Origin of the sequence: Candidatus Nitrospira nitrificans, assembly GCF_001458775.1 — a bacterium.
Classification (GTDB): Bacteria; Nitrospirota; Nitrospiria; order Nitrospirales; family Nitrospiraceae; genus Nitrospira_D; species Nitrospira_D nitrificans.
The window spans coordinates 170,656-189,727 of sequence record NZ_CZPZ01000012.1; the positions used below are offsets into that span (position 1 = coordinate 170,656).

Genomic DNA, 19,072 nt, shown 5'->3' on the forward strand with positions numbered 1-19,072 from the left:
GGTGAAACAGCGGGCTCGATTCCCGCGAGGTTCAGAATGCCGGCAACTGGTTGATTACATGGAAAGCTGCCGTTGCCCCTCCATGTGGCACGAGGGTTGTACTATCGCCATGGCTATCAAGGGAACGTGATGCGACTCGTCTCAGAGTACGTCATCAACGGATAGAGGATTTGAGAGGTCACGCAGCATGCATGTGCGAGGGTTGCTCGTGGAAGACCATAACGGACAGGACTTCCTTCTGAGCACTGAATCGCGCACGGGGATGAGGAGGCATCAATTGGTCGCCTTGCAACGAATCAATGGTCAGTGGAAACCCGTAAAGGGACCTGAAGAATCGGCTTGTCGAGAATTGCTGATCGGCGCATTTGTCGATTTCTTTGTGGATATCTGCAGAGTGTTGAACTCGTCCGGCGCAGATCGGATCGTGGCGATCGCTCCCATGTCAGGTCGATCTCGCCCGCGACGCACGTTCCATCTCAAAGCCCGGCGACCCTGTAACTAGGATAGATCCAACGGCATAACTCAAGGAGACCCGCGATGAGGTGTAAACGATGTGGTGGATTGATGATCGTGGAGCTGGGCGGGGATGAAGATCTCGCGGAGCAGGCGGCGGGGCGGGGGGCGTTGCGCTGCGTGAATTGCGGGGCGATGGTGAACATAAGGATGCTGAGAAACCTTGCGGCTCAATATACCGAAGGACTCGCGCCTGTCAGGCAATCCGTTCCGAGGCGTCGCCATACAGAACGCCGGCTTACCATGAAAGGGGACGTGTGAGAAACGCGAGAAGGGTTAGGGGCCTATCGCGCCCGATGAAGTCCCGATGGCGCAATGACAGGGGCGGATATCACCCGTGTCTGTATATGAAACAGTCCATCTGTCGATCCCGATGGGCGACATATTTCCTCTGGGTTGAGCACAGCTGAATTCCGGCACTTTCACGAAACAGGGATTACCCGATGGACACATTCACTGGAATACGAGAACCGATCCGTGTGTTGCTGATCGACGACTCCACTCTGACTCTCCATGGGCTCAAGATGTTCGTGTCCACGAGCCGCCACATCGAAATCCAGGGCATCGCCCGCACGCCGATCGAAGCCTTCGACGCGATACGGGCTCACCAGCCGGATGTCGTGATGTTAGAGGCCCGCGTGGGGCAAGCGAGCGGCATCGACTTGTGTAGAGCCATCCGTGAGTCGCATCCGAACATCGGGGTTCTCTTTTTTACCGCGTACGACGATACGGAACTTCTGCGCGCGGCAATCGTGGCCGATGCGCACGGCTACCTTCTGAAGGGCGCGGCAGCCGAGGCTGTCGTCAGGAGCATCGAGATTATTGCGACCGGGAAAGCGATCATGGACCAGCAGTTGACTCAACAAGTCATCACGTGGGTCCGAGATGAAGGGCAGGCGGCACAGCAGCGGATCCACTATCGCTGTTCGAGCGACGATCGCCGACTGCTCTCGCTTGTGGCCCTCGGGAAGACAAACAGGGAGATCGCGCAAGAAATGAACCTTGCGCTTCGTGTAGTGTCGACTCGCTTACAAAGAATCTATAAGCGTTTGAAGATATCCAGGCGATCCGAAGCGGCGCGATACTATGTGCAGTCGGAAAAGGATCCGCATGGGCTTGAAAACTGTTCTTGCTAGAACTAGAACCGTATCAGGCCTGTACGGGGACGATCCGGCGAGCGTGAAGGCGGACTGCAACCTATTGCAGTGTCGCGTGAAACTAGGTATATACCCAGGGGCGATTCACCCAAACCGAATTACTTAGTCATACGAAGGAGGATGGATGAAGCCACTCATGCTGCTGGTCGCGGTCTTGGCTCTCGGTGTCATGGCGACATCGGTTTGCGCCGATGATGGGGCGTCCGCGACAACGCCGAACCTCGATGTCGTGACCCTGACAGACGGCAGTATCATCTACGGCGAAGTCGTGGAGATGTCGGGCGGAATCTTACAGATCAAGAGCGCCTGGGCGGGAGACATCATCAAGGTGAAGTGGGCGGAAGTGAGCAAGTTAGCCGTCTCTCATCCCATTCCCTTTCATTTAAAAGAAGGGACGATCCTGAACGGAACGGTTGAGGAGGGGGAACCGGGAACGATGAAGGTCAAGGCCGGCCCAAACGGAGACACGATGACGGTTCCGATCAATGCCGTAACCCACGTGAACCCGATTGTTCAGTCGCCGGTTATTTACTCTGGGAGCCTCAACGCGGGCTACTCGCAATCTGCGGGAAACAGCCATCTTCGGAACGTCAGCATTCTCGGAGACTTTATCGCCCGGAGTGAGCAGCTCCGGCTGACCCTCCTGGGCCGCTATGTCAACGGAGACAACAACGGCAGTTTACAGGTAAGGAACGCCCGAGGAACCATCAAGTTGGACTTCTTTATCACCAAGCGGTTGTTCTGGTTCGCATCGGCCTATGTCGAAAACGATTATTTCCAGAACCTCAAGCTTAGAACGGCGATCTCCAGCGGCCCGGGATATCAATTCCTCGAGCGCGGAGACCTGACCGGTATTTTAAAAGATATGACCTTTTACGCCGAAGCCGGCCCGACGTATTTCAACGAGGACTACCGGGATAATAGCATCACAGGGGATCGCGCGAGCTTTCGCGCGCGCGTGGCGATGAAATGGGATTGGCCGTTGTTCGATGGCCGTGTCACGCTGTACCATTACAACGAGATCTTCCCCTCGGTTCAGAACGCGTCGGATTTCTTTTTCACGATGGATAACGGGATTCGCATGAAGATTTTGGCCGGTCTGGCAAGCGGGTTCCAGGTGACCACGCGCTACAACAATCGGCCGCCTGCCGGCACGGGCGATACCGATAATCTTTACTTGCTCACCCTGGGGTATATATTCGACACCACCCGCACACGATAGGGTGACGATCGCATTGTCCTGAGCTGCGTTCTCATGAGGAGGAGCCTATGTTGAAAGAATTCAAAGAATTCGCCATGAAGGGCAATGTCCTCGATATGGCGATCGGTGTCATCATCGGTGGAGCGTTCGGAAAAATTGTTTCATCCCTGGTCAGCGACGTCCTCATGCCGCCGATCGGGTTGCTGATGGGCAAGGTGGATTTCTCCAGCCTGTTCGTCGATCTGTCTAGAACATCACCCCCATCCTTAGCCGCGGCAAAAGCCGCCGGGGCTCCCACGCTGAACTACGGTGTCTTTCTGCAGAGCGTGTTCGACTTCATCATCGTCGCCTTCGTCATCTTCATGTTGGTCAAGCAGGTGAATCGGTTTAAGAAAGAAACGCCTGCTGCCCCACCGTCGCCTCCGGCGCCTACCAATGAGGAGAAGCTGTTGACGGAAATCCGTGATTTACTCAAGAATCGCAAATGAAGATTGGTATCACCACTAAAGCCAGGGTTCATCCCAGTTTCACCGACATTGAGTTCAGAACTCACTATAGAGAGGTCAGCTGGTGTCATGACACGGGTAGAAGATAGAAGGAGGTTTTATGCAAATCAGTAGAAGCATCATACTGGTGACAGGGTTGATCACCTTGACGGGCTGTTCTTCATTTAAGCAGTCGGATGCGTATATCAAACAGCCGACCGTCTGTATCGACAAGGGTTGGTACGGCTATCACCCGGGCAAGGGGTGTCCCTCTCACACGGCGAAAGTTGTGGCACCCGATGCTTCGCAAGAAATGGCCGCCCGTCTAACGGCTCTGGAACGAGATCGATCACGATTGGCCGAAGAGCTGGAAGCGGCGCGAAGGCAGAACGGAACCCTCAGCAGCCGCGTCAGCGATCTGGAAGGACAGCTCGCCGATCGTGATCGGGAAATCGCCGCGCTTCGTTCCGGATCCGGTGACAATGCGTCCCTCTCGAGTCAGCTATCGGCGGCACAGAGCAATTTGAGCCAGTCACAAGAGGACAAGGATCGGCTTGCCGCTGAGCTGGCTGCGGCGAGACAACATAACGAGGATCATGACCGGCTGGCAACGGAGTTGGAGTCCCAATTAGCAGCGTTGAGGCAACGCAACTCCCACCTTGAGTCCCAATTAGCCGATCGAGATAAGGAGCTCTCCGGTCTTCGCGGGGACCTTTCCGCGGAGATGGCAAAATTGAAACAGGCGGAACGTGGATTGATCCGGGCGCTCAAGCCGCAAATCGAAGAAAAGAATATTACCGTCGATCTCAATAACGAACGATTGCTCATCAATCTGGCTTCAGGCTACCTATTCGGATCGGGCGAAGACCAGCTCAAGCCGGCTGGAGCGGATGCGCTCAAACAGGTCGGATCCATCCTCAAGGATTTCCCGGAGTATAAAGTTCATGTGGAAGGCCATACCGACAATCGGCCGATTCTCGGTGCGCTGAAAAAGAAGTTCCCGTCCAACAAGGAATTGTCCGAAGCGCGAGCAGCGAACGCCGCGCAAGCATTGGCGGACGGGGGGCTCTCCGGCGTCCATGCGATGGGAGTCGCCGATACGAAGCCGGTGATGCCGAATCTCACCTCCGAGGGGCGAGCGAAGAATCGCCGGGTAGAAATCAGCGTCGTGAAGTAACCGGGCAGGCAATGGGGGGCAGCTGCGACCTTGTCGCGGCTCCTCCTGCGATCACCGGTCATCCGCTCGAGAGGAGAGTGCAATGAAAGTGAACATGGCCCACGTGAGCGCGCTGTTGACGGTTTTCATGATCGGCCTTACCGCCCCGGCGTGGGCGGTCGACATGAATGTCATGAAACAGAAGATTGAGACCGTAAAAGGTCAGACGGAGAGCGTGAAAAAAGAGGGTGGCTAATCTCTGCGTGATGATGGTGAGGACTTCCTGAAGGTCGAGACTCGACGTGAGGCACGAAGGAGGTTCCTGCGCCGGTGCGGTGAGCAGCTTATGACGACGAATGAAGAAGCTGAAGAAACAGGGCAGGCCGAACAATCTGCACTCCTTTGAACGAGTGCAGGTCGAGAAGATCATGATCGCCTGTGACGATGTACTCAGCGTTGCCGGCCAAGGCACATGCCAGAACAGCAAGATCGTCTGAATCGCGCAGTTGCGCCGAGACAACTCCTGGGTCTGTCACCAGTAACGCGGTGTCCGTGAGCAAAGCGATAAAGTCGCGGATATCTCGAGGTAAAAGGTGATAACGATCTTTCAAATGTGGACGGGCCAGGGCTTCTTTCAGTTCGAGAAGGAGAGGGACGCTGGTCACGAGGTTGAAATGACCTGCCCGCCAGGCGAGCAGTATCTTTGCCGGGGTTCCGCGAGGTGTGATCAGTCCGCTGATGAGAATGTTGGTGTCGAGAACCGCTCTAGGCACTTCGACGTCTATGGCTCCGAGAGGAGCTGCTACGGACGAGGTTCACAGCGTGAGTGGCGTCCTGATACGCTATCCGAGCCGATTTGGCTTGAGTTTTTGCCCACACGCGATTGAGCACGTTGAAGCGGCTCTTCCGTTTCTCGGTGAGGAGTTGATAACGATCGAAGTCGATCATGGCGACGACAGGTTTCCCGTGCTGTTCCACAATAACGGTCTCTTTTTTGTTGGAAACCCGCCCAACCAACTCGGCAAACACAGTTTTTGCACGTTTCTCATTCACCGTTTTAGTCATGGGCAAATTGTAGAGGGCAACTATGGCGAAGTCAAACGCAGAGGAGGATGCGATGACACCCGCGCCGATCCTTTCTCTCGCTGCTCGCAAGAGACTCTCCGAAAGCCTCAATGAGGTCGATCCTGTGAGGGTTGCCGGGATCTATTTCACTTCCTCAACTACCTCTGCGTAATGCAAGAGAATCGCCCTACCAGTCAAGCTCAAGCAGAGATGTTCGGTTTATGGTCCGGTCCCAGCTGAGGGTGTCGTTGTTCCTGCCCTTTTATCTGCTCTAAAGCGATTGCTGTGCCAGGATATGGAGAGTCGATTGGTCAGGCTTGCCGTCGAAGTCTTTGATTAGCCCGCATTGTTCATGACGGTTCATGACGAGCCCGCCCGCTGGCCGCGCGAAGCGCGGCCAGACCGACGATCTGCGAAGGATAAACCAGATCCAGTGACTGGACTTTCTCCCGGCACGCAGCTCATCAAGGACGGTGTCATAGACGACTTCTTGCGCATCGAGAAAGTGGTGGAGATTGTAAGGATCGCTCATACACTATCCGCAGCCAAGTACATTCTTTCCAGGACGATATCAGGCCTGGCACTGATGGATTGCCAGGCCGTCACTCCTTCCTGGCCGACTCGCCAGTGTGTGATTGACAGCCCGGCGTCATCGCGTATATGGTTGCCATATACAACATAAGGCATGAGATGACGCGACTGCCGGGTGTGGAAGGATTTAATTGGGACGAGGCAAATCTTGCCAAGAATTGGGAGAAGCACCGGGTTACTCAGTGGGAATGCGAGCAGGTTTTCTTCAATCTGCCGCTGGTGGTCGCCGATGACCTCGCCCATTCTATGGTGGAGCCTCGATATTATGTGCTGGGACAGACTGATGCCGGACGCCGCTTGTTTATCGTCTTCACCATCCGTCGACGGCGCATCCGCATTATTTCAGCCAGAGATATGAGTCTCAAGGAGCGGAGGACCTATCGTGACCAAACTCAAAAAAAGACCGACGTTCAAGAGTGAGAAACAGGAAGCTGAGTTTTGGGCGTCACACGACTCAACGGAGTATGTCGACTACTCCAAGAGTCGTCGGATGGTGTTTCCCCGGTTGAAGCCGTCCACCGAGACGATCTCGCTTCGTCTGCCGAAATCCCTCTTGGATCAACTTAAGACGATCGCGAACAAACGCGACGTCCCGTATCAGACACTGCTCAAGCTCTTCGTGCTCGAACGCGTCCAGGCCGAGTTGCATCACAAACCCGCCAAAGCTTCTTAGCGCGCTCCTGATCACGGCGATTGCTGGAAGCTGGTTTGAATGTGGCGGGCGGGGCAGCGCGCATGCTTCCTAGCACCGTGGCATGGTCCATCACGCGGGAGGTGAGTGAGCAGGGAGTATACCTGCCTCACGATTGGAAACTTAGAATGCCTCCTCTTTTGTACACCCACCGCCCCACACTATTGATACAGCAACGGTCCCGGCGTATGGTTCACAAGCCGAAGTGGCCTATTTAGGGGAAGAAAGTAGCCGATCTGGCTCTTATGCGGATCAGCCTATTAACCGGATTAAGCTTGCAGCGCTGGAAAGGTGTTTCGTGGACCGACAGGAGCACGCAAATATGGCAAAGAAGCTTGATATCGCACAATTGGTCAAAACCGCAACGCTTCCCGATCAATACCAGAAGCAACTTGACCGGATCAAGAAAGACGGCAACACCACTGATATGATCGACGAGGCTGTGAGAGGGGTACTCGACAACCTTCCCAAGGCCAAGGGTAACTCGCTCGTGATCTACGGCGACCCTTCAGAGCGGGAAGACCGAATTGATGATCTGTTTGACGGCACGGTTGTTGGACGCTGGCCATCATTCTATCGTTCACCTCGTGACCGACAGCGTTGACTTGCTCGGCCAGAACTTGGACCGGTTCAAGCTCGCCGGTCTCGCCCCTGCGCCTAGGAACGCAACCGATATGGCGGCTACACCGATCACCAAAGGACACAACGCGCTCTTGTTTTGCAAGAAGAACGCCAGAGACCTAGCCAAGGCCGTAACCGCCATTTCAAATGTGCGACCGGTCATCGTGATCGACGATGAGGCGGACTAAGCGACGCCAAACGCCAAGATCAACCAGGCGGACCAAACCAAAATCAACAGGCTGGTATCAGAGCTACTTGGCGCTGACGGCGTCTACATCGGTGTGACGGCGATACCGGCGCGTTTGAACCTCAATAACACCTTCAACACTCGGACGGAAACATGGGTTCGGTTCCGGCCACATCCGGCATATACAGGACAGGACATCTTCTTCGCGCAATCCGGACCACGTCCGTATCGGTTGATGCTCCTGCAGGGGCCGGGCAACGCCGACGATGCACGGCGAGCTTTGGCCCGCTTCTGCATCACAGTGGCGCACCTGAACCTCGCGGCGACGAAATCAGGTCAGCGAGAGCGGAATTTTAGCTTCCTTGTCCACACCAGTGGCAAGACGAGCGATCACGCGACCGACCGAAACACCATCGAAACGACGATGAACGCGCTTGTCGGCATGACTGGCGCAGCGTTCAACGCGTTCGTCGTCATGTTGCACGCGGAGGCGCAATCGCTGTATCCGCAGGACGATTCAGACGCCCTGATAAAGTATGTCGTCGCCAATGCTTCACGGAGCGAGACGATTGTCCTCAATAACACAACCCGCAAAGCGACGGCGGGAATCAATCGAACAAACCCGACGTGTCCATTCACTATCATCATCGGAGGGAATATTGTTTCGCGAGGCGTGACCTTTCCCAATCTCTTAGCGATGTTCTTTACACGCGACGTTCAGACTAAGCTCCAGCAGGATACCTATATCCAGCGTGCGCGCATGTTCGGCTCCCGGGGCGCGTACTTGCCGCACTTTGAACTTACGATTCCATCGGCGCTGTTCGCCGATTGGCAGCGGTGCTTTGCGTTTCACCGCCTTGCGCTTGACTCAATCCAGACGGGCGGTGACTCGCCGGTCTGGATCGGAGATCAACGAATTGCGGTCGTATCTTCTTCGAGCATCGATCGCACGACTGTTGACTTCAATCGTGGTGAAATGTCGTTTTCCTTATTCGACTGCGGCGATGTCGCCGCGTTGGACAAGATTGTGGATGCCGCCCCGCAAGACATCGCAACTCTGAAAGACTTGGCCAAAACGGTCAGGAGTTCGGTGCCGGAGTTTTTGATCGAATATCTGCGTGGGGAAGTCGCTCAGGCGCCACAGAGCCTCGCGATTCACAAGTCGACGTCGATCGCTGGTCAGGGTTCGGGCACGGACCAGAAGTTGATCCGACGTGTCAAGGGTTTCATCGGTAAGTCACAGTTGGAGGCGCAACGCTTTCCGGCAGCGGTGCGTCACGTGAAGATCTTTCACAATGATCAGGGCAAGGCGCGCGTCTTCTACAAGAACACCGGCAACATCCAGTTCGTGCAGAATCAACAAGCTTGAGTAACGGTGAAAGCGATCGCAACGATGATCCGTTCGCACACGAAGACAGTCGCCGATATCCTGGGACGAGGCCCCGTTCATCCATTCCCTTCGCGCATGGCCGCCGGCATCGCTCTCGAAGCTCTCGGTAAGAGCAAGAATCGGCTGCGAGTGCTCGATCCGATGGCCGGATCGGGAACGGTGCTGGCCGTCGCGCGGGCGAATGGTCATCACGCGATTGGCGTGGATCTCGATCCGTTGGCCGTGCTTCTTGCCGGTGTCTGGACCCGCACCGTCGATGCGCAGGCCGTCAGCGATAAAGCTGCCGAAGTTCTCGATCGCGCATACTCAGCGTTCGCCCCATTGACCACTGGGCAAGCGTACCCTGAGGGTAGTGACGTGCCAACTCGGAAGTTCATACGGTATTGGTTCGACGACTACGCCCGTCGGCAGTTGACTGCGCTCTCCGCTGCCATTGGACGCGTCCATGATGACAGGGTGCGCGATGTTCTTTGGTGCGGATTTTCGCGGCTCATAATCACAAAGAGTTCTGGCGCGTCGTTGGCGATGGACCTGTCTCATAGCCGTCCTCATAAGGAGTTCGACCGCGCTCCTGTCAAGCCGTTCTCCAAGTTCCTTTCGGCGGTTGAGACCGTGGTCTGTCCCCGGCGGAACGGAACTCCGGTGGGACCAGTGTCCGTTGTAAAGCGGGGTGACGCTCGTCGCCTCGATATTGCGACGGGTTCGATCGACTTAGTCTTGACTTCACCCCCGTATCTGAACGCCATCGACTATATGCGATGCAGCAAGTTCTCGCTGGTGTGGATGGGGTACAACGTTGATCGCCTTCGGGAGATTCGCGGAGACAGTGTCGGGGCGGAGGCGTCATCCGAAGCGGCGATGGACACTCCGTGGGTGCAAGTTCTCATCAAGCAACTGGGCCTGGCAAAGAAGCTCTCTGATCATGACCGGGGGCTGCTAGCCCGCTACGCGCATGATATGGGCGGAGCGCTCGCGGAAGTGTCTCGCGTTCTGAAGGCGGGTGGACGAGCCGTCTATGTGGTTGGCGATTCGACTGTGCGGGGCACATTCATTCGTAACTCGGCGATTGTCGCCGCAGTTGCCCAAGAGAATGGGCTGACGCTCGAGTCTCGGCACTCGCGGACACTGCCCGCGAACCGTAGATACATGCCGCCTCCGAAACGCGGTGCTACATCGTCATCCATCGAAGTCCGGATGCGCCGCGAAGTCGTCCTTTCGTTTACGAAGCCCGCCGGATGACGCACATCTCATTGGGGAAAGGAAAGGAATCGGGAAGCGAGGTCGTTGCTTGACTTGGCACCTGAGGGGGCGCTGTTCGCTCAATAATGTTTGTGCTTGGTTCGGATTAGGCTGCTGCCTTTTTGACCCGGACTTCTGCCCGATGACCGGTTGCGGCCAGGACTCGAATCAGCACATCGGTCGAGACCCCGTGGGTATTCCCATTCGCAATCGCCGTCACCCGCGTTCTCGAGGTGCCTGCGCCCTTTGCAATCGCTGCATGGGTCAGCCGCCCGGCTTGAATGATCCTGGCCAGGGCGACGGTGAGTTCCGATCGAAATTCCATTTCAGCAGTATCCGCCGCTGACAAACCCAGCGCATGCCCCATATCTTCAGCTGTCCGTACCGTCACTCGTTTGCTGGTTCTAGCCGATGCCATCTACCATCTCCTGTAAACGCCGTTGGCCGAGTGCAAGTTTGTGGGCTGGTGTCTTCTGCGTCTTCTTCTGAAAGCCATGAAACACCAGAATCGTGTCGGCCAGTTTAATAAAGTAGAATACTCGCGCTGTCGTTGTCGCGCTTCGCACTCTGAGCTCAAATGCTCCTGCCGCGACTGAAGGCATTGGTCTGCTGAGCGGGAGGCCAATGCTGATGCCTTTCTGCAGATCCCGAAGTGCCTCACCGATTTCCCGCTTGAGCGTCGGCGACTGGTCTCGGATAAATGCCAGGGCTTTCGGATGAAAGGTGATCAACTTCACATGCGGAGTATGTCTCAAACTCAGGACATTGGCAAGAGGGTGGTGCCACGATCGGTGGAGTTGCCGTTAAATGGAAGGCACGGGTTGTAAAACGGGGACAGGCATAATAAATGAACGCAAATTATCTAAAATGCTTTCGTAGTACCAGACGACGGTAAGCACTGTTACCAAGCTCACGGACAGAGCGTCACATCAGGAGCTGACGCAACATGCAGATGCGCGCAACGCAATTGGATGAGGTGGCATCCCACTATTGGAGAAATTGTAGCAGGAAGGCTTAGCGGAATTGATCCCACGTATCGCATTGTTTGATCGCCTCAAAGACCGCTTCCTTCAGCTTCTTGAGCGTCAGATTGTCAGGACATGGATGGCTTGTAGCTTCTTGTCAGATCGTAGAGGGGCTGTATGGCACGCTTATCCGGGATTTCCCCAAGCGTCCATGCGCCTCCGTCAGGACGGTCCAGTCCGTCTTTGAATCTTGAACCTTTTCCAGCAACGGCAGCACCACCGACGCATCACCGTTGATTCTTTACTCAGGGAGCAATTGTTGGATTGGCTCTTTGGACTCCAATGCTCCTAGTTCGAGCCCCTCTATTTCTTGGAGCGATTTTCCGGCAATCGCTTGTAAATCACCGTACATGCCTACCGTAGCGCCCATCACGCGCTCAATCTGCTCTTCCCGCTTCGCCCACTGCTTGGTTATGGCCTTCTTTTCTCTGTCCAGATCTTCCTGCATCGAGGAGAACGCCTCGACGATGGCTTCGACTCGATGGCGGAACCGTGGGCCGGTGAGATACTGATAGACCATTTCGGTCTTGGTCTGTTGGCCATCAAGTGCCTGTCGAGCTGAGGCGAGTTCGATTAAGGAATGGCGGAGAGCGACTGCCAAGGAGAATACCGACTTTGCGTTCGTCACCCAAATCCCAGCGACCAGATCAAAAGACTCAACGTCTTTGGGAAGAGTCTGACTAACGATGATAGCAATGTCTGCTTTCGCCGTTCGCTGATCGTCACGGAGTTTGACCAACCAGCCGTCGCTCCAATTCTTGGTTCGCTTGGATTCCCATAAGATGGTTCCACAGACCTGACCGAGAGGTCCCATGACCCGCTGGAGTGCATCCCCGCCGAATTCGCCTTTGGGGACCGGTTCGATCGTGTCTCTCGGGAACTTTCCTCTAAGCACCGCTTCCAGCTCGAGTTCCTGGACTTCGCCCTGGAGTTGCTGCGATCCCTGTTCGGCCCTGCGCTTAAGCTCTTCGATCTGGGTCTGCATGGAGGCGATGGTTTGCTCCTTCTCCATCACCTTGAGCTTGAGCCCTTCTTCGGCCTCCTTCTTGGCCTGCTCACGGGTGATAGAAAGCCCATCTTGGACGCGTTTTTCGACCGTGAGTTCTAGCTCACGCTTGGCATCGTCCAGCTCACGTTTTTGTCGGATGAGATCGGCCTGTGCCTTCTGAGCCTCAGCGAGTTTGACGTCTCGTTGAGTGAGGACTTCCTGAAGCTCAGCCAGTTCTCGTGCTTTCTGGTCGATATCGGTCTGCAGGGCAAGTTTCGCCTTCTTGGATTCCTCGCTAACAATCTTCGCTCGTTCAACCAGGATCTTCTCGGCAACCTGATCGTCGATCGCTTGCGAGGCTTTTGAAACAGCGGCTTCTCGCTCACGCAAAGACTCTTCTTTCCTCGCAATGTCCGTATCTTTCAGCGCCAGCCGCTTCTCGTAGTCGCGACGAGTTGACTCGATCAAGGGAGCGGCGAGGGATTCAGTTAACTTGATTTCAGTCTTGCAATTTGGACAGGTAATGGTGGGTTCTGACATAGAGAAATCTCGGTAATGCCGGAGTATCTATCGGGGCAATTCCTACGCTCAAGGAGTGAATAAATCAACAGTCCAGAATAGGGTCATGGGGCAGGGGGAGTCTGCGACTGCGTGTTGCATGAGCACAGTCGATCCTCGCTTGCGCGCGTCGAACGGGCACATACTTATCGTGCGCGCTCCTTGAGCAGGAGGACGACCAGACTGGTCCGCCGCCTCCCTTCAGCTATATTGATCCCACGTGTCACACTGTTTGATCGACCAGAAGACGGCTTCCTTGAGCTTCTTGAGCGTCACGTTGTCGGGATCGCGAATGGCCTGCAGCTTCTTATCTAAGTCATAAAGCGGTTGGATCGATCGCTTGTCGGGAATTTTGCCGAGCGCCCAGGCTACCTCCGTCAGAACCGCCCAATCTGTTTTTGTGTCCTGGAGCTTTGCCAGCAACGGGGGCACCACGGATGCATCGCCATTGATTCCTCCGATCCGCCCCAGCCCTTTGGCGGCAGCCGCTTGAACTTCCGGCTGAGGCGAGGAATTCATCATGTCGACGAGCAACGGAATGCCGTCTTTGCCGAGATTGCCCATGGAGAGAATCGCCTGTTTGGCCAGATCTCGATCTTTCAGCGCTTCTTTCAACTTTGGCAGGGCTTCGTCAGCCTGCATCTCGCCAAGCAATGACATGATTTTGATTTTTCGGGCCTGGCTGACATTCAAGGAATCGAGCATCTTGAGGAGCCGGTCGGCATGGCCCCATTCCGCCGCGAGGAGGAGCGGAAAATCGTACGTGGCGAGCGCTTCCTGCAACTTGGTCATCGCATACAGGCCGGGATCGGCGACGTGGGCCGCCTGTGCCGCCGCCACGGCGTCTTCGAACTCCGTGCGCACCTCTTTCTGCCACTTGATTTTCATCCCGCCGAGCAGGTAGGTGAGCTGGCAGGCAGGCCCCTTCCAGAGGCGTGATGGAGCGTCGGGCAGGTCGGCATCTCCTCCCGTTGCCGTCGTGCCTTCCCACGTTTTATGTTGCTCGCATTTCACCCGCAAGACGACATCATGCGGGGTAGCCGGATCTCGAACGGCCGCGTACGCGGCTTCGTCCAGACGTTGCGCGACGAGATCGACCAAGGCGCCGGCATCCATTCCGCCCTGATCCGTGATGGTGATGACCTCAACCAACACGGTCTGAATCGTTTCCAGCCGATTCTTTTGCTCCGGGGTGAAATATTCACGGTACGCGGAGGCGGATGAGTGCATCAGGCTCAGCACGAGAGAAAGCGCGAGGGTCGATGAAACCAATCGTGTTCGCATGGTTCACCTCAGCCCGCTGGTATCGAGTTCAGGCGTAGGTGGAATCTCTTGAGGAACCGGACATAGATGCCACCGATCGACTTCCAGTATACACCGTATTCCTCGCCCGACTGTGTTGACGAGATCTTGCCCGCCCGTGTCCGTAGCGTATTGACAGCTCAGGGGTCTCAATGCTAATTCTTGCAGCTCTGCTTCGTGCCTCGCACGAAATCTTGTAGGTTTGTCCAAATAACGCATGTGGATGTTAAACGGTGATTAAGACAACAGTTGCGCGACGTTACGCACAAGCCCTCTTCGAGCTCCTCGATCACTCAACTATCGAAGCCACACGTGGGACACTCACCGACCTTGGTCAGGCCATGAAGGAGTCCGCCCAGCTTCGCCATGTGGTGGCCTCGCCTGCGTTCGGGGTGGAGGAGAAAATTGCCGTTCTGACCGCGCTTGGCGACAAGCTGGGATGCCCTCCTGCCGGTCGAGCGTTTCTGGGCCAATTAGTGAAGAAGAATCGGGTGGGCTTTCTGCCGGAAATCGCCGACGCTTTCGGCAAATTGGTTGATCAATTAAAACGGACGCAGCCGGTGACCGTGTCCTCCGCGACGGCTCTTCCGTCGGCGGAACAAGATCGAATCAGGACGCGCCTCCGTGACACGCTGAAGCGCGACGTCGATGTCACATTTCAGACCGATGCCAGTCACCTCGCCGGCTTGCAGATTCACATCGGCAGCAAGGTGGTCGACAGCACCGTCCAAGGTCGCTTGCGCGACTTGCAAGTCCTGTTGACGCGAGAATAAGGAGTAGCCATGCAGATCAGGGCAGAAGAAATCAGTGCGATCATCAAAGAAAAGATCAAAGGCTTCGACAAGCAGGTCGATGTCAAGGAAACGGGATCCGTCATCCAGGTCGGCGACGGCATCGCCAAGGTCTATGGCCTCGACGGAGCCATGGCCGGCGAAATGCTGGAGTTCCCGGGCGGCCTGTCCGGCATCGCGCTGAATCTTGAAGAAGACAATGTCGGGGCCGTGTTGATGGGCGACTCCGTCGGCGTCAAGGAAGGTGATCCTGTCAAGCGCACCGGCCGCATCGCGGAAATTCCGGTGGGTGACGCGTTGATCGGCCGTGTGGTGAACGCGATCGGCCAGCCGATCGACGGCAAGGGAGCCATCAAGTCCTCACTGTCTTCGCGCATCGAAATGGTCGCCCCTGGCGTCAATACCCGCCAATCGGTTCGGGAGCCATTGCAGACCGGCATCAAGGCCATCGATGCCATGATCCCCATCGGACGCGGACAGCGCGAATTGATCATCGGCGATCGTCAGACCGGCAAGACCGCAATCGCCGTCGATACGATCATCAATCAAAAGGGCCTGAACGTGTTCTGTATCTACGTCGCCATCGGCCAAAAGCGGTCGACCGTCGCGCGCGTCGTCAAGACCCTTGAAGAAAACCATGCGATGGAATACAGCATAGTGGTCTCGGCCAGCGCCAGCGACCCTGCGCCGATGCAGTTTCTGGCGCCATTTTCTGGCGCCGCGATCGGCGAGTATTTCCGCGACAACGGCAAGCATGCGTTGATTGTCTATGACGATCTATCCAAGCACGCGGTCGCCTATCGTGAGCTCTCCTTGTTGCTCCGCAGACCGCCGGGCCGCGAAGCCTATCCGGGCGATGTCTTTTATCTGCACTCCCGCCTGCTCGAACGCGCGGCAAAATTGAGCGACAAGCTCGGCGGCGGCAGTCTCACGGCGTTGCCGATTATCGAAACCCAGGCCGGCGACGTGTCGGCCTACATCCCGACGAACGTCATTTCAATCACGGACGGACAGATCTATTTGGGCAGCGATCTCTTTTACTCCGGTATCCGCCCGGCGATCAATGTCGGTCTGTCGGTCTCCCGGGTCGGAGGATCCGCGCAGATCAAAACCATGAAGCAGGTGGCCGGTACGCTCCGTTTGGACCTCGCGCAATATCGCGAAATGGCGGCGTTCGCCCAGTTCGGCAGCGAACTCGACAAGGCGACGCAGATGCAGCTGGCTCGCGGCGTCCGCATGGTCGAGCTGTTGAAGCAGGGGCAGTACAAACCGATGCCGGTGGCCGACCAGGTCCTCTCGATTTATGCCGGGACGCAAGGTTTCCTCGACGATGTGCCGGTCGACAAGGTGCAGCAGTTCGAGAGCGATCTGCTCCACTATATCCAGCAGAACCACGCGGAGCTGAAAAAAGAAGTCACCACCATCGGCAAGATCGACGACAAGGTCGGCGGTCGCGTGAAAGAGATCATCACGACTTTCAAGCAGAAGATGGGGTACGGAGCGAAAGCGTAAAGCCATGTCATTGGTCAGCGGTCATTCGTCATTGGGCGAATGAAGGCGGCTTCAAGTTGCTCCGTCACAATGACCAGTGACTATTGACCATTGATCTGAAGTACATACATGCCAAGCTTACAAAGTTTGCGCCGCAAGATCGCGGCGTTTAAGAATACCCAGAAGATCACCAAGGCCATGAAGATGGTGGCCGCGGCGAAACTCAAGCGGTCGCAAGACCGCATTCTTGCCGCGCGGCCCTATGCCCATAAAATGCGCGGGGTGCTGAGTAACCTGAGCCAGCGCGTGAACCGGTCTTCTCATCCGCTTCTGCAGAAGCGCGAAGGAAGGAAGATCGAGGTGCTCGTCGTCACGAGCGACCGTGGGTTGTGCGGCGGTTTCAACGGCATCATCGTTCGCAAAAGCTCGGAATTCGTCCGGCAGTGCGAAGCGCGAGGCGTACAAGTCCATTTGAGCCTCATCGGTCGCAAAGGCCGCGACTATTTTCGACGGCGGAACTGGCCGATCCGTCAAGAGTGGACCGGCATCTTCGATAAGTTGAGTTTCGAGCATGCGATCGACATCGGCGGAGATCTGACGGATGGTTTCGTGAAAGGCACGTTTGACGAACTGTACGTCGTGTACAACGAATTTAAGTCCGCCATTCAACAACGCGTGATCATCGAAAAGCTGTTCCCCGTGGATGCGCAGGTTGAGTTCGGTGTCGCGCAAGCGGAAGGACCGACCAGCGGCAGTTATCTGTACGAGCCGGATGAAGCGGCGCTGCTGAGCGCCTTGGTGCCGAAACATTTCCAGGTACAGGCGTACCGGATTTTATTGGAGTCCGCGGCCGCTGAACACGGCGCCCGCATGGCCGCCATGGATGGGGCGACGCGCAACGCCGGCCAACTCATCAAGAAAGTCACGCTGTATTACAACAAGACCAGACAGGCTGCGATTACGAAAGAACTGATGGATATCGTCGGCGGCGCCGAAGCGCTGAAATAGCCGACCCCGTTTCGTCGAAAGGAGCATTCCGTGGCTGCAACAGGCAAAGTCATCCAGGTCATCGGACCGGTGGTGGACGTCGAGTTCCCTCCCGGCCGACTGCCGAATATCTACAATGCGCTCAAAGTCACCCAGGAAGAGAACAAGGAGGCGGGTACCCCTGCCATTCGGATCACTCTTGAGGTTGCGTCTCACCTGGGCGAAAACCGAGTCCGCAGCATCGCGATGTCCACGACCGATGGTCTCACGCGCGGAATGGATGTGCAGGATACCGGAGCCCCGATATCCGTCCCGGTCGGCCGGGAAACCCTCGGACGCCTCATCAACGTGCTCGGCGAGCCGGTCGATGAGCGGGGTCCGATCAAGGCAAAGAAGGCGTATCCCATTCACCGCCCCGCTCCGAAGCTGGAAGACCAGGAAACCAGGACCGAAGTTTTAGAGACCGGTATCAAGGTGGTCGATCTGCTTGAGCCGTACAGCAAAGGCGGCAAGGTGGGACTATTCGGCGGCGCCGGTGTCGGCAAGACCGTCATCATCATGGAACTGATCAACAACATCGCCTTGCACCACGGCGGCTTCTCCGTGTTCGCCGGCGTCGGCGAGCGGACCCGTGAAGGCAACGACCTCTGGCACGAAATGCAGGAGTCGAAGGTCATCGACCCGGACGACTTTTCGAAGTCCAAAGCCGCGCTGGTGTACGGCCAGATGAACGAGCCGCCCGGAGCCCGTCTTCGGGTCGCGTTGACCGGCTTGGCCGTCGCCGAATTCTTCCGTGACGAAGAAAACCAGGACGTGCTGCTGTTCGTGGACAATATCTTCCGATTCACCCAGGCTGGTTCCGAAGTCTCCGCATTGCTCGGGCGCATGCCGTCGGCCGTCGGATATCAGCCGAATCTCTCGACGGAAATGGGCGCGTTACAAGAGCGTATTACCTCGACCAAGCGTGGATCGATCACATCGGTGCAGGCGATCTATGTGCCGGCCGACGACTTGACCGATCCGGCGCCGGCCACGGCGTTTGCCCACTTGGACGCGACCACCGTGCTCTCACGGTCGTTAGCGGAGCTGGGCATCTATCCGGCCGTCGATCCGTTAGACTCAACGTCGCGTATTCTTGATCCGCAAGTCATCGGGGAAGAGCACTACAAAATTGCGCGCGGCGTACAATCCGTCCTCCAGCGTTACAAGGACCTCCAAGATATCATCGCCATTCTTGGTATGGACGAATTGTCGGAAGACGATAAGATGGCCGTGGCGCGCGCCAGAAAGATTCAGCGCTTCCTCTCGCAGCCGTTCCACGTGGCCGAAGCCTTCACTGGGGCTCCCGGCAAGTACGTGAAGCTGAAAGATACGGTCCGCAGTTTCAAGGAGATTCTGGAAGGCAAATATGACCATCTGCCGGAGCAGGCGTTCTACATGGTCGGCCCGATCGAAGAAGCTCTGGCGAAAGCCGAGAAGATGGGCGTAAAAGTTTAGGTAGTCGGGCGAACCGAGCGTCCTCCTTGCTCGCGCGACGCGCGGTCTCAAAAGACCTCACTGGGGAACGACGCGTCTTGGCGCGTCGAGAGGTGGGTGGGTGAGATGTCGCGCGCAGTAGAGGGCGCTCGATTGCC

24 protein-coding genes are annotated in these 19,072 nt (G+C 56.5%); 17 read left to right on the forward strand and 7 right to left on the reverse strand.

Annotated elements, in window-relative coordinates:
• Nucleotides 1-187: 187 nt before the first annotated feature.
• The 7 genes from COMA2_RS08865 (at nucleotide 188) to COMA2_RS20145 (ending at nucleotide 4,768) form a co-directional block, all read left to right on the forward strand.
• The gene (locus tag COMA2_RS08865; RefSeq protein ID WP_090896706.1) at nucleotides 188-502 is read left to right on the forward strand and encodes a hypothetical protein; all 315 of its coding nucleotides are present in this window, start codon (nucleotides 188-190) and stop codon (nucleotides 500-502) included.
• Nucleotides 503-537: 35 nt separating this feature from the next.
• Nucleotides 538-774 carry a hypothetical protein gene (locus COMA2_RS08870; protein ID WP_139077213.1) on the forward strand — a complete coding sequence of 79 codons (237 nt, stop codon included), beginning with the start codon at nucleotides 538-540 and terminating at the stop codon, nucleotides 772-774.
• Nucleotides 775-956: 182 nt separating this feature from the next.
• A complete protein-coding gene (locus COMA2_RS08875; RefSeq protein ID WP_090896711.1) occupies nucleotides 957-1,649 on the forward strand; it encodes a response regulator in 693 nt (230 codons plus the stop codon).
• 145 nt (nucleotides 1,650-1,794) lie between these two features.
• Nucleotides 1,795-2,892 carry a DUF481 domain-containing protein gene (locus COMA2_RS08880; protein ID WP_090896714.1) on the forward strand — a complete coding sequence of 366 codons (1,098 nt, stop codon included), beginning with the start codon at nucleotides 1,795-1,797 and terminating at the stop codon, nucleotides 2,890-2,892.
• Nucleotides 2,893-2,939: 47 nt separating this feature from the next.
• Nucleotides 2,940-3,359: a large-conductance mechanosensitive channel protein MscL gene (gene mscL, locus COMA2_RS08885; protein ID WP_090896716.1), complete on the forward strand. Its 420-nt coding sequence runs from the start codon at nucleotides 2,940-2,942 to the stop codon at nucleotides 3,357-3,359.
• Nucleotides 3,360-3,477: 118 nt separating this feature from the next.
• Entirely contained in the window at nucleotides 3,478-4,533 is a 1,056-nt protein-coding gene (locus COMA2_RS08890; protein WP_090896719.1) for an OmpA family protein, read from the forward strand.
• A gap of 82 nt (nucleotides 4,534-4,615) precedes the next feature.
• Nucleotides 4,616-4,768, forward strand: coding sequence for a hypothetical protein (locus COMA2_RS20145; RefSeq protein ID WP_175304480.1), 153 nt, complete (start codon nucleotides 4,616-4,618; stop codon nucleotides 4,766-4,768).
• A gap of 88 nt (nucleotides 4,769-4,856) precedes the next feature.
• Here COMA2_RS20145 and COMA2_RS08895 read toward each other — a convergent pair whose 3' ends face one another.
• The 3 genes from COMA2_RS08895 to COMA2_RS21305 form a co-directional block, all read right to left on the reverse strand.
• Nucleotides 4,857-5,285, reverse strand: coding sequence for a putative toxin-antitoxin system toxin component, PIN family (locus COMA2_RS08895; protein WP_175304481.1), 429 nt, complete (start codon nucleotides 5,283-5,285; stop codon nucleotides 4,857-4,859).
• The gene (locus tag COMA2_RS08900) at nucleotides 5,278-5,577 is read right to left on the reverse strand and encodes a type II toxin-antitoxin system prevent-host-death family antitoxin (RefSeq protein WP_139077215.1); all 300 of its coding nucleotides are present in this window, start codon (nucleotides 5,575-5,577) and stop codon (nucleotides 5,278-5,280) included. Before COMA2_RS08900 ends, COMA2_RS08895 begins: the two co-directional genes overlap by 8 nt.
• A gap of 271 nt (nucleotides 5,578-5,848) precedes the next feature.
• A complete protein-coding gene (locus COMA2_RS21305; RefSeq protein ID WP_090896727.1) occupies nucleotides 5,849-6,109 on the reverse strand; it encodes a DUF1810 family protein in 261 nt (86 codons plus the stop codon).
• Between the two features lie 158 nt (nucleotides 6,110-6,267).
• Here COMA2_RS21305 and COMA2_RS08910 point away from each other — a divergent pair, with 158 nt between their 5' ends.
• From COMA2_RS08910 to COMA2_RS08925, 6 genes are all read left to right on the forward strand, one after another.
• The gene (locus COMA2_RS08910) at nucleotides 6,268-6,588 is read left to right on the forward strand and encodes a BrnT family toxin (protein ID WP_090896729.1); all 321 of its coding nucleotides are present in this window, start codon (nucleotides 6,268-6,270) and stop codon (nucleotides 6,586-6,588) included.
• The gene (locus tag COMA2_RS08915) at nucleotides 6,551-6,841 is read left to right on the forward strand and encodes a BrnA antitoxin family protein (protein ID WP_086417635.1); all 291 of its coding nucleotides are present in this window, start codon (nucleotides 6,551-6,553) and stop codon (nucleotides 6,839-6,841) included. The genes COMA2_RS08910 and COMA2_RS08915 overlap by 38 nt, the downstream gene beginning before the upstream one ends.
• 340 nt (nucleotides 6,842-7,181) lie before the next feature.
• Nucleotides 7,182-7,463: a hypothetical protein gene (locus tag COMA2_RS20450; RefSeq protein ID WP_217490681.1), complete on the forward strand. Its 282-nt coding sequence runs from the start codon at nucleotides 7,182-7,184 to the stop codon at nucleotides 7,461-7,463.
• A complete protein-coding gene (locus tag COMA2_RS20455; protein ID WP_217490682.1) occupies nucleotides 7,447-7,668 on the forward strand; it encodes a hypothetical protein in 222 nt (73 codons plus the stop codon). Before COMA2_RS20450 ends, COMA2_RS20455 begins: the two co-directional genes overlap by 17 nt.
• Nucleotides 7,669-7,761: 93 nt before the next feature.
• The gene (locus tag COMA2_RS08920; RefSeq protein WP_217490683.1) at nucleotides 7,762-9,036 is read left to right on the forward strand and encodes a Z1 domain-containing protein; all 1,275 of its coding nucleotides are present in this window, start codon (nucleotides 7,762-7,764) and stop codon (nucleotides 9,034-9,036) included.
• Between the two features lie 6 nt (nucleotides 9,037-9,042).
• A complete protein-coding gene (locus tag COMA2_RS08925; RefSeq protein ID WP_090896733.1) occupies nucleotides 9,043-10,296 on the forward strand; it encodes a class I SAM-dependent methyltransferase in 1,254 nt (417 codons plus the stop codon).
• Nucleotides 10,297-10,402: 106 nt separating this feature from the next.
• Here the strand turns inward: COMA2_RS08925 and COMA2_RS08930 are convergent, their stop codons facing one another.
• The 4 genes from COMA2_RS08930 to COMA2_RS08945 all read right to left on the reverse strand — a co-directional run bounded on the left by COMA2_RS08930 (nucleotide 10,403) and on the right by COMA2_RS08945 (nucleotide 14,151).
• Nucleotides 10,403-10,714: an XRE family transcriptional regulator gene (locus COMA2_RS08930; protein ID WP_090896737.1), complete on the reverse strand. Its 312-nt coding sequence runs from the start codon at nucleotides 10,712-10,714 to the stop codon at nucleotides 10,403-10,405.
• The gene (locus COMA2_RS08935) at nucleotides 10,701-11,033 is read right to left on the reverse strand and encodes a type II toxin-antitoxin system RelE/ParE family toxin (RefSeq protein WP_175304483.1); all 333 of its coding nucleotides are present in this window, start codon (nucleotides 11,031-11,033) and stop codon (nucleotides 10,701-10,703) included. Before COMA2_RS08935 ends, COMA2_RS08930 begins: the two co-directional genes overlap by 14 nt.
• A 529-nt stretch (nucleotides 11,034-11,562) precedes the next feature.
• Nucleotides 11,563-12,849, reverse strand: a complete 1,287-nt coding sequence (locus COMA2_RS08940; RefSeq protein ID WP_090896743.1) for a DUF2130 domain-containing protein — start codon at nucleotides 12,847-12,849, stop codon at nucleotides 11,563-11,565.
• A 219-nt stretch (nucleotides 12,850-13,068) separates the two neighbouring features.
• Entirely contained in the window at nucleotides 13,069-14,151 is a 1,083-nt protein-coding gene (locus COMA2_RS08945; RefSeq protein ID WP_090896746.1) for a HEAT repeat domain-containing protein, read from the reverse strand.
• Between the two features lie 251 nt (nucleotides 14,152-14,402).
• Here COMA2_RS08945 and atpH point away from each other — a divergent pair, with 251 nt between their 5' ends.
• The 4 genes from atpH (at nucleotide 14,403) to atpD (ending at nucleotide 18,935) form a co-directional block, all read left to right on the forward strand.
• On the forward strand, nucleotides 14,403-14,942 hold the full coding sequence (atpH, locus tag COMA2_RS08950; RefSeq protein ID WP_090896748.1) for an ATP synthase F1 subunit delta: 540 nt from the start codon (nucleotides 14,403-14,405) through the stop codon (nucleotides 14,940-14,942).
• A 9-nt stretch (nucleotides 14,943-14,951) separates the two neighbouring features.
• Nucleotides 14,952-16,472: a F0F1 ATP synthase subunit alpha gene (gene atpA / locus COMA2_RS08955; protein ID WP_090896750.1), complete on the forward strand. Its 1,521-nt coding sequence runs from the start codon at nucleotides 14,952-14,954 to the stop codon at nucleotides 16,470-16,472.
• Between the two features lie 108 nt (nucleotides 16,473-16,580).
• Entirely contained in the window at nucleotides 16,581-17,459 is an 879-nt protein-coding gene (gene atpG, locus COMA2_RS08960; protein WP_090896753.1) for an ATP synthase F1 subunit gamma, read from the forward strand.
• Nucleotides 17,460-17,489: 30 nt separating this feature from the next.
• Nucleotides 17,490-18,935 (forward strand): F0F1 ATP synthase subunit beta, encoded by a 1,446-nt coding sequence (atpD, locus tag COMA2_RS08965; protein ID WP_090896756.1) that lies wholly within the window; start codon nucleotides 17,490-17,492, stop codon nucleotides 18,933-18,935.
• Nucleotides 18,936-19,072 lie beyond the last annotated feature (137 nt).

Coding starts and splice junctions, on each gene's coding strand:
- COMA2_RS08900 (WP_139077215.1), bottom strand. CDS start 5,577: ATGACTAAAACGGTGAATGAGAAACGTGCAAAAACTGTGTTTGCCGAG.
- atpG (WP_090896753.1), top strand. CDS start 16,581: ATGCCAAGCTTACAAAGTTTGCGCCGCAAGATCGCGGCGTTTAAGAAT.
- COMA2_RS20450 (WP_217490681.1), top strand. CDS start 7,182: ATGGCAAAGAAGCTTGATATCGCACAATTGGTCAAAACCGCAACGCTT.
- COMA2_RS20145 (WP_175304480.1), top strand. CDS start 4,616: ATGAAAGTGAACATGGCCCACGTGAGCGCGCTGTTGACGGTTTTCATG.
- COMA2_RS08890 (WP_090896719.1), top strand. CDS start 3,478: ATGCAAATCAGTAGAAGCATCATACTGGTGACAGGGTTGATCACCTTG.
- COMA2_RS08875 (WP_090896711.1), top strand. CDS start 957: ATGGACACATTCACTGGAATACGAGAACCGATCCGTGTGTTGCTGATC.
- COMA2_RS08870 (WP_139077213.1), top strand. CDS start 538: ATGAGGTGTAAACGATGTGGTGGATTGATGATCGTGGAGCTGGGCGGG.
- COMA2_RS08910 (WP_090896729.1), top strand. CDS start 6,268: ATGACGCGACTGCCGGGTGTGGAAGGATTTAATTGGGACGAGGCAAAT.
- COMA2_RS08865 (WP_090896706.1), top strand. CDS start 188: ATGCATGTGCGAGGGTTGCTCGTGGAAGACCATAACGGACAGGACTTC.
- mscL (WP_090896716.1), top strand. CDS start 2,940: ATGTTGAAAGAATTCAAAGAATTCGCCATGAAGGGCAATGTCCTCGAT.
- COMA2_RS08945 (WP_090896746.1), bottom strand. CDS start 14,151: ATGCGAACACGATTGGTTTCATCGACCCTCGCGCTTTCTCTCGTGCTG.
- COMA2_RS08930 (WP_090896737.1), bottom strand. CDS start 10,714: ATGGCATCGGCTAGAACCAGCAAACGAGTGACGGTACGGACAGCTGAA.
- COMA2_RS08880 (WP_090896714.1), top strand. CDS start 1,795: ATGAAGCCACTCATGCTGCTGGTCGCGGTCTTGGCTCTCGGTGTCATG.
- COMA2_RS21305 (WP_090896727.1), bottom strand. CDS start 6,109: ATGAGCGATCCTTACAATCTCCACCACTTTCTCGATGCGCAAGAAGTC.
- COMA2_RS08940 (WP_090896743.1), bottom strand. CDS start 12,849: ATGTCAGAACCCACCATTACCTGTCCAAATTGCAAGACTGAAATCAAG.
- atpA (WP_090896750.1), top strand. CDS start 14,952: ATGCAGATCAGGGCAGAAGAAATCAGTGCGATCATCAAAGAAAAGATC.